At 37.3% G+C, this 14063-nt stretch carries 14 protein-coding genes; 13 read left to right on the top strand and 1 reads right to left on the bottom strand.

Annotated features, from left to right (window positions below; all coding sequences use genetic code 11):
- Positions 1-50: 50 nt before the first annotated feature.
- From B7E07_RS17550 to B7E07_RS17510, 9 genes are all read left to right on the top strand, one after another.
- Positions 51-956 (top strand): MFS transporter, encoded by a 906-nt coding sequence (locus B7E07_RS17550; RefSeq protein WP_080848037.1) that lies wholly within the window; start codon positions 51-53, stop codon positions 954-956.
- Positions 934-1242, top strand: coding sequence for an MFS transporter (locus B7E07_RS17545; RefSeq protein ID WP_080848035.1), 309 nt, complete (start codon positions 934-936; stop codon positions 1240-1242). Before B7E07_RS17550 ends, B7E07_RS17545 begins: the two co-directional genes overlap by 23 nt.
- A 143-nt stretch (positions 1243-1385) precedes the next feature.
- Entirely contained in the window at positions 1386-2414 is a 1029-nt protein-coding gene (locus B7E07_RS17540; protein ID WP_080848033.1) for a LacI family DNA-binding transcriptional regulator, read from the top strand.
- Positions 2415-2576: 162 nt separating this feature from the next.
- Complete coding sequence (locus B7E07_RS17535) at positions 2577-3839, top strand: sugar ABC transporter substrate-binding protein (protein WP_257391489.1); 1263 nt, start codon at positions 2577-2579, stop codon at positions 3837-3839.
- A gap of 99 nt (positions 3840-3938) precedes the next feature.
- Positions 3939-5222 (top strand): sugar ABC transporter permease, encoded by a 1284-nt coding sequence (locus tag B7E07_RS17530; RefSeq protein ID WP_080848027.1) that lies wholly within the window; start codon positions 3939-3941, stop codon positions 5220-5222.
- The gene (locus B7E07_RS17525) at positions 5222-6064 is read left to right on the top strand and encodes a sugar ABC transporter permease (RefSeq protein ID WP_080848024.1); all 843 of its coding nucleotides are present in this window, start codon (positions 5222-5224) and stop codon (positions 6062-6064) included. The genes B7E07_RS17530 and B7E07_RS17525 overlap by 1 nt, the downstream gene beginning before the upstream one ends.
- 47 nt (positions 6065-6111) lie before the next feature.
- Positions 6112-8496 (top strand): glycoside hydrolase family 31 protein, encoded by a 2385-nt coding sequence (locus B7E07_RS17520; RefSeq protein ID WP_080848021.1) that lies wholly within the window; start codon positions 6112-6114, stop codon positions 8494-8496.
- Between the two features lie 458 nt (positions 8497-8954).
- The gene (locus B7E07_RS17515; protein WP_080848018.1) at positions 8955-9179 is read left to right on the top strand and encodes a hypothetical protein; all 225 of its coding nucleotides are present in this window, start codon (positions 8955-8957) and stop codon (positions 9177-9179) included.
- The gene (locus B7E07_RS17510) at positions 9176-9553 is read left to right on the top strand and encodes a hypothetical protein (RefSeq protein WP_080848015.1); all 378 of its coding nucleotides are present in this window, start codon (positions 9176-9178) and stop codon (positions 9551-9553) included. Before B7E07_RS17515 ends, B7E07_RS17510 begins: the two co-directional genes overlap by 4 nt.
- A 50-nt stretch (positions 9554-9603) precedes the next feature.
- Here B7E07_RS17510 and B7E07_RS17505 read toward each other — a convergent pair whose 3' ends face one another.
- Entirely contained in the window at positions 9604-9912 is a 309-nt protein-coding gene (locus B7E07_RS17505; protein WP_080848014.1) for a hypothetical protein, read from the bottom strand.
- A 61-nt stretch (positions 9913-9973) separates the two neighbouring features.
- On the opposite strand from B7E07_RS17505, the gene B7E07_RS17500 reads away from it, so the two are divergent.
- From B7E07_RS17500 to B7E07_RS17480, 4 genes are all read left to right on the top strand, one after another.
- A complete protein-coding gene (locus tag B7E07_RS17500) occupies positions 9974-10435 on the top strand; it encodes a GNAT family N-acetyltransferase (protein ID WP_373886058.1) in 462 nt (153 codons plus the stop codon).
- An 866-nt stretch (positions 10436-11301) separates the two neighbouring features.
- Positions 11302-11607, top strand: coding sequence for a hypothetical protein (locus tag B7E07_RS17490; RefSeq protein ID WP_080848006.1), 306 nt, complete (start codon positions 11302-11304; stop codon positions 11605-11607).
- Positions 11608-11736: 129 nt separating this feature from the next.
- The gene (locus B7E07_RS17485) at positions 11737-12207 is read left to right on the top strand and encodes a peptide-methionine (S)-S-oxide reductase (RefSeq protein ID WP_080848003.1); all 471 of its coding nucleotides are present in this window, start codon (positions 11737-11739) and stop codon (positions 12205-12207) included.
- 20 nt (positions 12208-12227) lie between these two features.
- On the top strand, positions 12228-13262 hold the full coding sequence (locus B7E07_RS17480; RefSeq protein ID WP_080847999.1) for a threonine aldolase family protein: 1035 nt from the start codon (positions 12228-12230) through the stop codon (positions 13260-13262).
- The last annotated feature ends 801 nt before the right edge of the window (positions 13263-14063 follow it).

Below are 14063 nucleotides of genomic sequence, written 5' to 3'. Positions count from 1 at the left end.
CTTTTTGTTCTCCTTTTTATATTTTACACTTTTTGTAAGGGGGAGAAAGCATGAATTTATATCAAAGTCGAACTTTTCAAAAATTGTATGCATTGCACTTTTTCGTTAATCTATCAATGACTATTTTTTCGTTTATATTACCGATTATATTATATGAATATACGAAGTCAGCGCTTGCAATGAGCACAATGCGAATCATGGATTTTTTGCCTAATGTGTTACTCGGAATGCTTATCGGAGTTTTTGTTGATCGAATAAATCGAAGGTATATTTTAGTTTATGGAAACGTAATTCGATTAATTATTGCCATCGTATTTGCCTTTCTATTAACGTACACGGAGTTTATGCTATGGCATATTTATGTGCTTGGATTTTTGCTTTCTACGATCGGTTACACAATCGGAAGTGCTTCAAATGCCATCATGACTCAGTTGTTTGATAAATCCTTGATGACAGATATTCAGGCGAAGTTCTCTTTACTGTCAACGATGATCACCATTATTGGTCCAGGCTTACTCGGTATTTTGCTTCTATGGATGTCAAATTCTCTATTTCTCTGGTTTTTTGTAGGATGTCAATTATGTATGACAATTATTATATTGTTTATTGAAGAAGTACCAAATCCTGTTCGCAAGGAAAAACAATCGATTATGGATGAAATGAAAGAAGGAATCGTCGCACTTATTGGTAATAAGTCACTTTTACTTCAGACATGGACCATCTTTTTCTCTAATTTTGCCTCAAGTTTAATTATTGGCGTGTTAACGTTTTATGCACTGGATTATTTACATTTTACAAAAGAAGAACTGGGCATGATGCTTACACTTTCAGCTGCTGGAGGCATTCTTGGAGCGAAGCTTATTCAGCCTTTGAAAAAACGGTATACACGTGGACAGATCTATACAAACAGTATGTTTTTTGAAGTGTTTATACTTGTTATTATTTTATTTTGCTGATCATTGGATCACTCTAGGAATTTTGCTGGCAGCTCGAACCACAACCATAACAATGACAAATATCGTCTACTTAGCCATTCGCCAAGAAACCACACCCAATCATCTGCTGGGGCGTGTGGCTGGTACAACTTCAATGATTATGAAACTAGCAGTGCCAATCGGCTTGTTTATCGGAGGAATCTGGGCAGAAGGCTTACCGATTGCACCGATATTTATCCTGAGTGCAGCGATCGTGTTATTTAATTTTATATTGTTGAAGAAAAATAAGTTTGAGGAGACTGTTTAACACGAAAGCCTTGAAGGTGGATCAAGGAACCTGTCCCCAAAAACCAAAAACAAGATGAAAACCCTTACATTTTTCTGTTGACATTCCAACAACTAAGGATTACATTGGTAGTAATAAGTTAATCGGTTAACCGGAGGTCGAAGATGAACAAAAAACCTACGATTAGAGACGTAGCGAAGCAAGCAGGAGTATCTCCAGCAACCGTTTCATATGTTTTAAATGACGTGAAGAAAGTTTCTGATAAAACGAAGACAGTGGTACTTGAAGCAATTGAACAATTAAATTATTATCCAGACTTCACCGCTGTTAGTTTATCGAAGAAGAAGTCAAATTTAATTGGAATCATGCTTCCAATCATTGAAGATTCACCTGCATCGGTCTTTAAGAACAACCTTTATTATAATGAATTCGTTAGTGGAGTAGAGCTAGTAGCCCGTAATCGAAAATTTGACACAATGATTACAGGTGTTGGCGACCTTGATGAATGCAAGAATTGGATCATGAAAAGAAATATCGATGGCCTGATCATTTTAGGGATGTTTCCTGAAAGTCTTTATAATGAATTGAAAAACATAAATATCCCTATTGCTCTTATTGATACATACGAAGATTATACGAATTTATTTAACAATGTAAAAGTAAACGATGAATATGGCGGATATTTAGCAGCAAAGCATTTAGTTGAATTGGGCCACAGAAAAATTGCATTTGTTGCAACGAATCTTTCAACGAGTCCAGTAGACAGAAAACGATATCAGGGGTTTGAGCAAGCACTGGGGGAAGCGGGAATCCAGCCTAGCAGCAAATTCATTTTCGAAACACATGATATTACATTTGAAGATGGAGCAAAGGTGGGGAAAGAACTTCTGAGCTCTGACCATGGTATAACAGGAATTGTTACAGTGTCTGATGTTCTGGCAATTGGGATGATCAAAGCGATTCAGCAGGAAGGTAAACAAGTTCCTGCAGATTATTCAATCGTTGGATTTGATGACCTGAGTATTTGTAAATACATCACACCGAGTTTAACAACAATCAGACAAGACATCTTTGAAAAAGGGAAACTAGCAGCTGACCAGCTGGTTAATGCAATAGAATCACTTAACTCTGACCAAAAAACAATTGAAATGCCGGTTGAGCTTATTGTAAGAGAATCCACACGAAAGTTATAAAATTTCATCTGATAAGTGCTATTTATGAAAGTAGCACTTTGTTCTTGGGAAAAAATTTAACCGGTTAACCTTTTAAGGAGGTGGTAGGAAAAAAGGAAACTTAATCATATGTCCGCACAGTAATTGTTTTACCATTTCTACTAATTTTAAGGGGGAATAGAAGTGAAAAAACGTTTTCTTGCATTAATATCAATAATACTGATTTTATTTTTAGCAGCCTGTGGACCGGATCGTACCAATACGAGTGATGATCAAGAAGGAGATCAAAACGAAAATAATACTGAAGCAGAAAATCCTGAGAGTTTATTGATCTGGGCACCTGTTGATCAAGCACCTGATATTGAAGAAATTGCAGCAGGATATACAGAAGAGACAGGAATCAATGTAGAAGTTCTTCCATTTGCAATGGACGAACAAGAAGAAGCAATGTCGCTTGATGGTCCTTCAGGTAATGGCCCTGACTTGTTCTTCCAGCCTGGAATTGGAAGCTTATCATTAAAAGGATTAGTTCAGCCAATGAATGTAGATCAAGAAGTTCTTGATACGTATTCTGAAGGTTCTGTAGAAGCGTTAAGTTATGAAGGTGAAGTCTATGGTTTACCGGCTGTAGTAGAATCACTGGCTCTATACTACAACAAGGACCTTGTTCCAGAGGCACCAGAAACGATGGCAGACATCGAAGGTATTGCAGCTGATTTAACAGATGCATCAAATGATGAATATGGTTTCCTTTATCCTGCAACAGATTTCTATTTCTCTTTCCCATTCATGGCCGGTTACGGTGCAGAAATCTTTGGAAAAGATGGCGATGTGTTTAATGTAGATGAACTTGGATTGGCAAGTGAGAGTGCAGTTAAAGGTGGAGAACTTATTCAGGGTTGGTTTGAAAACGGATACATTCCAACTGGTATTACGATGGATGTTGTAGGCGGCTTATTTAATGACGGCAAAGTAGGTGCTGTTATAAATGGTCCTTGGGCTTTAGCTGAGCATAAAGAAGCATTAGGAGATAAATTAGGGACGGCTCCAATTCCAAAACTTGAAAATGGAGAGCACCCAGTTACTTTCTTAGGTACAAAAGGATGGATGCTTTCTGCGTACTCGGAGAATCCAGAAGCTGCTACTGACTTAGCAATCTACTTAACAAATGAAGAATCTTTAAAAACTTATTATGAAAATACCGGTGAAATGCCAGCAAACTCCGCTATTTTAAGCAGTGAAGAATTCCAAAACGATCCACTGTTGAATGGTTTTGCAACACAATTAGAAAATGCAAACCCATTCCCGCCAGTTCCTGCACTATCTGCTGTTTGGGATCCAATGGCAGACGCCTTAACCTTTATTACACAAGAAGAGGATGTTAAGGGAAGTTTGGAGGCTGCTGAAGAACAGATCAATCAAGATATTCAACTTAACTATAAGTAATCAATTATTGCTTAAATGTTATCCATGAAAATGGATAGCATTTAAGCCCATTTTATGGTTAAAGATCATGCTTTCAAAGAGAAAAGGGAGGGGTGCAAAATGACATCTGGTCAAACTCGTTCACATAGCGTGAAAATGGCCACCTTACTGTCCATCATACCAGGACTTGGACAATTGTATAATAAACGGTTTATCAAGGGGACAATATTCCTTATACTATCAGCCGCCTTTTTTATCGTCTTTTATGACATCTTAAATATAGGGTACTGGGGACTTTTTACATTAGGGGAAATTCCAGCAGTAGATGATTCGAGACTATTATTAAGTCAGGGGATTATCGCGTTAATTTTAACAAGCTTTGGACTGACCTTCTATATTGCTAACATCATAGATGCGCGCAGAGATGCAAAGAAAATACAGGATGGCTCAGCAATCACTTCCATAAAAGAATCATTTTTAAATGCATGGGATTCATCTTTTCCATATTTACTAGTAGGTCCCGGACTATTCTTATTAATATTTATTGTCATTTTCCCATTATTATTTATGGCATTTCTAGCGTTTACAAATTATACGCTGATGAATTCGCCGCCAAAGAATCTATTAGATTGGGTAGCCTTTGATAATTTCACAGCATTAGTAACGATCCCAATGTGGAGAACTACATTTCTCTCCGTTCTGTCATGGACGCTCATTTGGACATTTGTAGCCACGACCATCCAGATTGCATTAGCTATGTTCCTTGCTGTTATTGTTAATGACCCAAGAGTAAAAATGAAAAGATTAATTCGAACCGTATTGATTTTACCATGGGCAGTGCCGGGCTTTGTAACGATTCTAATTTTTACAGCGCTATTTAATGATAACTTTGGTGCTATCAATAGAGATATTATCATGCCTTTATTCGGAGAGGGTATTCCGTGGCTGAGCGATCCCTTCTGGACTCGAATTGCTTTAATCGGTATCCAAACATGGCTTGGCTTTCCGTTTGTATTTGCATTATTTACTGGTGTTCTTCAGAGTATTTCAAGTGAATGGTATGAGGCGGCAGATATGGATGGTGCCAGCCGAATGCAAAAATTCAGGTTCATTACGTTTCCGCATTTAATGTTTGCAACTGCTCCGCTATTGATTATGCAATATGCAGGAAACTTTAATAATTTCAATTTAATTTACTTGTTTAATCAGGGTGGACCTGCCGTACAGGGGCAGAATGCTGGAGGAACGGATATTCTAATTTCATGGGTATACGATCTAACCTTTACATCAAGCCAATTCAGTATTGCAGCGGCCATCTCCTTAATACTTGGTCTAATCGTCGCGATATTTGCGTTTTTCCAATTTAGAAAAACATCCACATTTAAAGAAGGGGGAGAAATGTAATGAATCACAAACTAAAAAACAGATTAGAATTAACCGGTATCTATGGGTTTTTACTGGTAATGTTTATTATCATTCTATATCCCCTGCTTTGGACATTTGGACTATCACTCAATCCAGGATCGAGTTTATATGGTGCAGACATCATCCCTGATAACTGGTCTTTTAAGCACTATATTTGGTTATTTACAAATCCGGATAGTGATTATTTAATTTGGTATAAAAATACGCTAATTGTCGCAACCGCGACTTCTATTGGATCCACCATTTTTGTTTCATTAGTTGCTTATGCTTTTTCAAGATATCGCTTCTTTGGCAGAAAATATGGAATCTATACGTTTCTATTACTTCAAATGTTTCCTGTTTTAATGGCAATGGTGGCTATCTATATATTATTGAATCTAGTTGGTTTGCTGGACACTCTGTGGGGATTAGTCTTGGTTTATATTGGCGGGTCCATACCAATGAATGCGTTTTTAGTAAAAGGCTATTTTGATACAATCCCTAGGGAATTGGATGAATCCGCAAAAATGGATGGAGCAGGTCATTTTAAAATCCTATTTACCATCATGCTTCCGCTTGCAAAACCAATCCTTGCAGTTGTAGCCTTATTTAATTTCATGGCTCCATTTATGGACTTCATCTTACCTAGAATTATTTTGCGAAGCCCGGAAAACTTTACATTGGCATTAGGGCTGTATAACTTTGTAAACGCGCAGTTTGCCAATAACTTTACAAGGTTTGCTGCCGGTTCTATCTTAATTGCGATCCCGATTGCGCTCGTTTTCCTAATGCTTCAGCGTTATTTAATTAGCGGACTAACATCCGGAGCAACAAAAGGGTAATCATATCGGTTGGTATATATTTTTAAAAACAGCAAGGAGGTCACAAAATGCAAGATACTAGTTTTGCAATACTGCCTGAAAATGAAAAAAAATTATTGAATACTGCTTATAAAAATATAGGTGCACTTGTTTCCTATAAAACAAAAGGAAATAACTCAGTTGAGCTTCAGTGTGAAAATGGTTTTGTCTCTGTTCAATTTTATCGAGATGATATTGTTCGGATGATCATGAATCCAAAAAGTGTACCGATACAAAAATCCAGTCTCGCAGTGATAAAGGAACCGGAAGAAGTTGAAGTTACGATTGATGAAGGCAAGGACGAAATAGCTGTAACGTCTCAAAAAATAAAACTGGTGATCAAAAAAGCTCCTGTTTTGATATCGATTTATGATTCACAAGGTCAGTTAATTGTCAGCGATGCAAAAGAAGGAATGGGCTATTCCAGTAATCAAGAAGTGATTTGCTATAAGAAAATGGATCAAGATGATCATTTTTATGGATTTGGTGAAAAAACAAGCTTCCTTGATAAACGCGGCGAAAAGATGACGATGTGGAACACGGATGTTTATGCGCCACATAACCCTGAAATCGATGCTCTGTATCAATCAATTCCTTATTTTATGAGTATTCGAAACGGAAGTGCCTATGGAATTTTCTTTGATAATACATCCAAGACGGTTTTTGACATGAAATCATCGACAGACATGTATTCATTTTCTGCTGAAGCTGGTCAATTGGATTATTACGTATTTGCAGGACCTTCCCCAAAGAATGTGCTGGAACAATATACTGATATTACAGGTAAAATGCCGCTTCCGCCCAAATGGTCATTAGGTTATCATCAATCCCGTTATAGCTATAAGTCCGAGCAGGAGGTAAGGGACCTGGTTGCTGCATTTAAGGAAAAAGACATTCCGTTAGATGCTGTATATCTGGACATTCATTACATGGATGGCTATCGGGTATTTACATTTGATGAAGACAGATTTCCTAATCCAAAAAAATTAATCCAGGAGCTGAAGGATGCAGGTATTCAAGTAGTGCCTATAGTAGATCCTGGTGTAAAAGAAGACCCTGAATACTACATTTATCAAGAAGGCGTTAGAAATGATTATTTCTGTAAATATATTGAAGGAAATATTTATTTTGGACCGGTATGGCCTGGAAATAGCGCATTTCCTGACTTTACAAACAGTGAGGTTCGAAAATGGTGGGGAGACAAATATCAATTTTATACCGAATTAGGAATCGAAGGTATCTGGAATGATATGAATGAACCAGCCGTCTTTAATGAAACCAAAACAATGGATGTCAAAGTAATCCACGAAAATGATGGCGATCCTAAAACGCATCGAGAGCTGCATAATATTTACGGTTTTCTTATGGAAGAATCGACATATGAAGGAATGAAGCGCCAACTTGATGGAAATCGTCCATTCTTATTAACTCGTGCTGGGTATGCTGGTGTTCAGCGCTATGCATCCGTATGGACAGGCGATAATCGCAGCTTCTGGGAGCATTTGCAAATGGCCATTCCGATGTGTATGAACTTAGGAATGTCGGGTATACCTTTCTGCGGACCGGATGTTGGAGGATTTGCACATGATTCAAATGGTCAATTACTGACTCGCTGGACACAATTTGGCACATTCACACCATACTTTAGAAACCATAGTGAACAAAGTTCGATTTCCCAAGAGCCTTGGTCATTTGGTGAAGAGTATGAAAAGGTAATTAGAAAGTATATTCAGGAGAGATATGTATGGCTTCCGTATTTATATACTCTATTTAAAGAAGCAAGTGTTACAGGTGTACCGGTTATGAGGCCGCTTGTATTGGAATATCCGACTGATAAAAATACATTTAATTTGTCAGATCAATTCATGATTGGATCTGACATGATCGTTGCCCCAATCCTAACACCTGATACGTTTCACAGAGTCGTTTATTTGCCTGAAGGCAGCTGGGTAAATTATTGGACAGAGGAAAAACTAGAAGGCGGACAACATCATCTTGTTGAAGCGGACTTGTCTACTCTGCCGATTTTTGTAAAAGAAGGTGCAATTTTAACTCACGGAACAGTAAAGAGCTCAACTGAAACAAAGGAAAGTGAGCTGACCGTTCATATTTATCCAACAGAAGGCCATTCTTCCTCTTTCACATACTACGAAGATGATGGTAAGTCATTTAATTATGAAAATGGTGCCTTTTTTGAATGCACTTTTGAAGCAATTCTAAAAGATAATCGATTGGAAATAACAACATCCAGAGGACAAGACAAATATGATCCAGACTGGGCGAAAGTTCAATTCATTGTACATGGTATAAGCGATGACGTTGTAGTAGCTCTTAATGGGAAAGAGCAGAGAAAAGTTGAATCTTTAGGCGATAACAAATATAAAATTTTGGCTGAAAAACAGACTTTGAGTTAGATAAAATTTCCAGTACACAAGTGAGACTGGGTCATAAGTATCTAACACGACCAATGAACCGAATGGTTAGGAATCTTTCTAATCATTCGGTTTTTTATTTGTTATTTTAACAAACATGAGTGAAATGGAGTGGGGACTCTTGACTCCGGATGGAAATAGAGGAAAGGGTGCGACCTCGCAGGCGTGCCGAAGAGGCTCAGCTTTCTCCCCTCGGAATGCGAGAGTGCGCAGCGCAATGGAACGGGCTTGTTTAAATATCCAACACATGACATTGAATATTCGTGTTTTAGAATATTATTTTAGTTCATAGCCACATTTTTTAGCTGTTATATTGAACATGATGCAGAATGATTCAGATATTTATTTTTGACTCAAGAGGCAGACGGAATGAAGAAATGGTAAACTAATAAAAGGTAAAATTAGGAATAGTTTAATATTTTAGAAGGGAAGTGATTTGAATGGATCAATTAGCGTTAGGGTCAATTGGAATTTGGTTAGGGGTATTTTCAGCTATTATGTTTACTGGATGTCTTTACTTCACCCTTACATACTTTGAGCATCTCAAAAAGGGTGATGACCGTCTAACAAAACAATCGAAGCTTTTTGCCGTTATTACTCTTTTCCTCGCTTTGGGAGCGCCAGGGTTTTATCAGCTTTATATCTTCACGCAAATGATGTCATGAATACAAAAGAGAGAAAGGTTAATACCTGGATCATCTACTCGATCATCACTTTCGTTACAGTTGGGGTATTGTATTATACGCACATTTATAAACCGAAAAACTCAATTGAATTGTATCAAGAATTGACTTTTGCGGACAGCTATGAAGAAATACAGAAGCTGATGTTAGACGGATATGAAGACAACTTTTCTGAAGAGGATTTTGAGTATATTCAAAATCGTACTGCCAAAAGGGTTGGTCAATTCTCACTTTTTGAGTATCACAATAAGTCTTATGTGATTATGACTTCTCCAGGAACTGAAAAATTAAAAGTTCTGGCAGTTGAGGAATTGCCCGAGGATATGAGGGAGTTTTTTGAGGGTATAGGGAATTAGCTCTGGTTGATTTCATTCAGATTTTAAGAATAAAACCCATACAATTCCACCTAGGAGCTGTATGGATTTTTTCTATTTAAATTAGAACTGGCTGCAATTGGTCTTTGAGTTTTAGAATCATATACGACAGTAATCATCTTTTTACCGATACCACTTACGGTTACAAATATATATATTTGCCTCTCGGGATGATAGCCATCTCCATTAACCCTAGAATTACCTCCGAACGGATTTGCTTTAGAAAGTACCTTATTAATATCTTTATAGGAAGTTTTCTCTCTAATATTTAATTTGGCATCCTTAAATTCAATATACTGTTTTTTATCAATTTGTGAAATGGATATTAACGGCTGCAGCAAAAATGAGTTCCGAATATGATAATATTTATGCTGAACTCCTCAACTGAATGGAGGAAAATTTGTGTGTATTAATTATGTTATTACTAATTCAATCTCTGATGATCCTATTTTAGATGGAATTATAGAATTACATAAAGTTATTTTTGGCTGTGATGATGATCTGATAAACAAGATGGCAAACAAACCTAAACTGTTGTTTGTTACTGCGATGCTTGATATGAAAGTGGTTGGGTATAAGATTGGATATGAACATGATGCTACAACATTTTATAGCTGGTTAGGAGGGGTAGATCCTAATTACAGAAACAGCGGCATTGCTTCTGCCTTAATGCGAAAACAGCATCAATATCTAATGGAAAAAGGGTATCGAGTTGTTCAAACAAAAACTATGAATAAATGGCGTCATATGCTGATCTTGAATATCAAAAATGGATTCGACGTGCTAAGTACGTATACTGACGAAAAAGGATGGCATAAAATCATTCTTGAAAAGAAATTACACAACGAACAGGTGAATGATTAGACGGGTGATATAGTTTTATAAAAGGGGAAAGTTTGTTTAAAATGTATGTCCCTGATCTGTCTTGCGAAAAGTTTGTGAGAATGGAATCCTTTTGGAACGTTATGTTAAAATATGGATTGTGCGTTAAATGGATTATTGAAAGGACGGTTTATTTTGTTTTTTATTTATGCAATTCTTTCCTTAATTTTTGGGTATATCTTTATCTTGTCTTTCATAAAAGCAATAAAAGATGAAATGTCTCCTCACCTGGTTGCACTGCTATTTATTATTTGGGCTTCCTTATCCATAATAGTTGCAGTGAATTTAATAAGCTTGTGAAAAATTTTTAAGTATTATAGCTGCTCATCGGCAGCTATTTTCATGCTTTAAAGAAGTAGGAGAGTGGAAAAAGCAAGTTGCATAGGATATTGAAAATGAAAACTGCTGCTCTTAGTTTGGTATTTTCGTTGGCGATTGGGATAGTAAGAAAGGATTGTAGCAGTTTCGATTTCCATGATGCAGTGAGTGAGAAGATAAGCGGAGAAACTTCCCTTATTTATAAAATTGTACGGAATATAGCTAAAATAAAGGGAGAAATTCCGACTATCTCCTCAAAAAACATGAAAATGACTGTTTTTTCTCTACATAAGCGGAAAAGCTCCGCTTATTTAACCAAAATAGTGCTCAAAAAAGCAAATAAGTGGAAAAGCTCCGCTTATTTAACCCCGAAAAGATCTACAAACTGTAATTAAGCAGAAAAACTGACCATCCGTAAATAAACTAATGGCTTAACCCTCTGAACCTGTCCTTTAAAACACAGGATATAGAGTATGTATAAGAATCTTTTACAAAAATTTAAAGAGTGTTGAAGATTAGGAGAGTGGAAAATGGATTTATTTGCAATGTTCTTAATATGGGGTATCCCGGTATTATTGGTCTGGAGCTTTATTTTAAGTATTCGCCATATGTTAAGAGAGCCTAAAGGGGAGCTATTTTTAGGGCGGACACTCACGTTTATTGGCTCCATCATTTCTTATACGATCCATTCACTGGCTGCATGGTTTGGGATCATTTGTATCATTTTTGGAATTACCGGTTTTACAGTTGGCGGGATCTTCATGCCGATCTTATTCATAGTATTTGGCGGATTTTTGGTGCGCAATTATTTTCCGCGCTTTAATATGCTAGAGTGAAGATTTATTTTTGCGCGCTAACTATATTCATATTAAACTTCTAATAAAGAACTGTTGGTTTTTTCAGATATAACGAAGCGGTATCAACCTGATTTTGATTAGACTGATAAGCTAATAAGGAGAATCACTATGGAAACAGTATATTTTGCAGGCGGATGTTTATGGGGTGTGCAAGCTTTTATAAAAACTTTACCTGGAGTTAGGTTTACAGAAGCGGGACGAGCGAATGGAACAAGTCAAACACTCCAAGGTGAATATGATGACTACGCGGAATGTGTAAAAACAGAATTTGATCCGAACGTGGTGACGATCACAGAATTAATGGGCTATTTTTTCGAAATTATTGATCCATACAGTTTGAATAAACAAGGTCAGGATGTTGGGAAGAAATATAGAACAGGTGTATACAGTGCAGATCCTGAACACTTAATCGAGGCGAAGACGTTTCTTAGTGAGAGAAGTGATTATGACCTTATCGTTGTGGAAGTACTGCCTCTTATAAACTATGTGAGAAGTGTAGAGGAACATCAAGATCGGTTAGCTCGATGTCCAGATGATTATTGTCATATTCCAGAAGAATTATTAAACAAATACAAGTAGGTTAAAGTGGAGGACTATAAATGATACGATTTGAAAATGATTATGCAGAAGGTGCACATCCGCGAATTCTGCAAATGCTCATCGATACGAATGAAGAACAATCGCCTGGGTATGGAATGGATGAGCATTGTGAAAAAGCCAGAGAGTATATTAGAAAAGCGTGTGATGCAGAGAATGCTGATGTTCACTTTTTAGTTGGAGGAACACAAACGAATACAACGATTATCTCTTCCATATTGCGCCCGCATCAGGGAGCAGTGGCTGCCGTTACAGGACATATCGCTGATCACGAAACGGGTGCCATTGAAGCGACCGGTCACAAAGTGCTTACTTTGCCCAGTGATGATGGGAAAATGAAAGCAGATCAGGTAAAAGAATTATATGAAGCTCATTGGAATGATGCCGCACATGAACATATGGTACAGCCAGGATTGGTTTACATATCGCACCCTACCGAAAATGGGACGACCTACAGTAAATCTGAATTGGAGGAATTAAGCAAAGTTTGCCGGGAATGTGATTTACCGTTATTTATGGATGGCGCTCGCTTAGGATATGGTCTCGTCTCAGAAGGCAGTGATTTATCTTTAGCGGATATTGCTAAACTTTGTGATGTATTCTATATCGGCGGAACGAAATTAGGAGCGCTGTTCGGGGAAGCGGTCGTAATCATAAATGATTCTCTTAAAAAAGATTTTCGGTATATGATCAAGCAAAAAGGCGGAATGCTGGCGAAAGGAAGATTATTGGGCATTCAGTTTGAAACCCTATTTGAAGATGGCTTATATTATGACATATCTAATCATGCTGTTGAAATGGCGCTGATGATCCGGGAGGCGTTTGTAGAGAAGGGTTATTCACTGCGATATGATTCCAAAACCAATCAGCAGTTTCCGATTTTACCGAATGAAGTGTTATCGAAATTAGGTGACAAATATTCGTTTTCCTATTGGGGAAAAGTGGATGATGAGAACAGTGTTGTAAGATTCTGCACCAGCTGGGCTACGAAAAAGGAAAATGTTGAAATGCTGATTAAGGATATTCGGAATTTGTAATATTGGTGAATAGATAAAAGATACTCCATTTTGAGCGATTTTGTTTTCAAAATGGAGTTTTTTTTGCGGTCGAGGAACCTGTCCCCAGAAACCTAGTGGGTCGAGGGACCAGTTCCCTAAAACCCGTGTAGTTAAAGCGAGCTTGTTTATAATAAGCGGAGAAACTTCCCTTATTTCTAAAATTATGCTAAAAACAGCCAAAATAGAGGGAAAAATTCCGACTATTTGCTCAAAAAACGTGAAAAAGGACAGTTTTGAGGGAAATAACCGGAAAACCTCCGCTTATTTAGACCAAAAATAGCGCTAAAATGAAAATAAGCGGAAAAGCTCCGCTTATTTGAACACGGGTCGGGGGACCTGTCCCCTAAAACTAGTGAGGATAAAGCGAGCTTGTTAATAATAAGCGGAGAAACTTCCCTTATTTCTAAAATCACGCTAAAAACAGCCCAAATAGAGGGAGAAATTCCGACTATTTGCTCAAAAAACGTGAAAAAGGACAGTTTTGAGGGAAATAAGCGGAAAACTTCCGCTTATTTAGACCCAAATTAGCGCTAAAATGAAAATAAGCGGAAAAGCTCCGCTTATTTGAATCTGGGTCGAGGGACCTATCCCCTAAAACTAGTGAGGATAAAGCGAGCTTGTTAATAATAAGCGGAGAAACTTCCCTTATTTCTAAAATCACGCTAAAAACAGCCAAAATAGAGGGAGAAATTCCGACTATTTGCTCAAAAAACGTGAAAAAGACCTGTTTTGAGGGAAATAACCGGAAAACTTCCGCTTATTTAGACCAAAAATAGCGCT

This window comes from Cytobacillus gottheilii (assembly GCF_900166665.1).
In the GTDB taxonomy this organism is placed as follows: Bacteria; Bacillota; Bacilli; order Bacillales; family Cytobacillaceae; genus Cytobacillus; species Cytobacillus gottheilii_A.
The sequence above is the reverse complement of the archived record's forward strand: the minus strand, read 5'-3'. Positions and strand labels throughout refer to the sequence as shown.

Excerpts from the sequence above, each read along its gene's own strand:
- B7E07_RS17550 (WP_080848037.1), top strand. The coding sequence starts at position 51 with ATGAATTTATATCAAAGTCGAACTTTTCAAAAATTGTATGCATTGCAC.
- B7E07_RS17540 (WP_080848033.1), top strand. The coding sequence starts at position 1,386 with ATGAACAAAAAACCTACGATTAGAGACGTAGCGAAGCAAGCAGGAGTA.
- B7E07_RS17530 (WP_080848027.1), top strand. The coding sequence starts at position 3,939 with ATGACATCTGGTCAAACTCGTTCACATAGCGTGAAAATGGCCACCTTA.
- B7E07_RS17525 (WP_080848024.1), top strand. The coding sequence starts at position 5,222 with ATGAATCACAAACTAAAAAACAGATTAGAATTAACCGGTATCTATGGG.
- B7E07_RS17520 (WP_080848021.1), top strand. The coding sequence starts at position 6,112 with ATGCAAGATACTAGTTTTGCAATACTGCCTGAAAATGAAAAAAAATTA.
- B7E07_RS17515 (WP_080848018.1), top strand. The coding sequence starts at position 8,955 with ATGGATCAATTAGCGTTAGGGTCAATTGGAATTTGGTTAGGGGTATTT.
- B7E07_RS17510 (WP_080848015.1), top strand. The coding sequence starts at position 9,176 with ATGAATACAAAAGAGAGAAAGGTTAATACCTGGATCATCTACTCGATC.
- B7E07_RS17490 (WP_080848006.1), top strand. The coding sequence starts at position 11,302 with ATGGATTTATTTGCAATGTTCTTAATATGGGGTATCCCGGTATTATTG.
- B7E07_RS17485 (WP_080848003.1), top strand. The coding sequence starts at position 11,737 with ATGGAAACAGTATATTTTGCAGGCGGATGTTTATGGGGTGTGCAAGCT.
- B7E07_RS17480 (WP_080847999.1), top strand. The coding sequence starts at position 12,228 with ATGATACGATTTGAAAATGATTATGCAGAAGGTGCACATCCGCGAATT.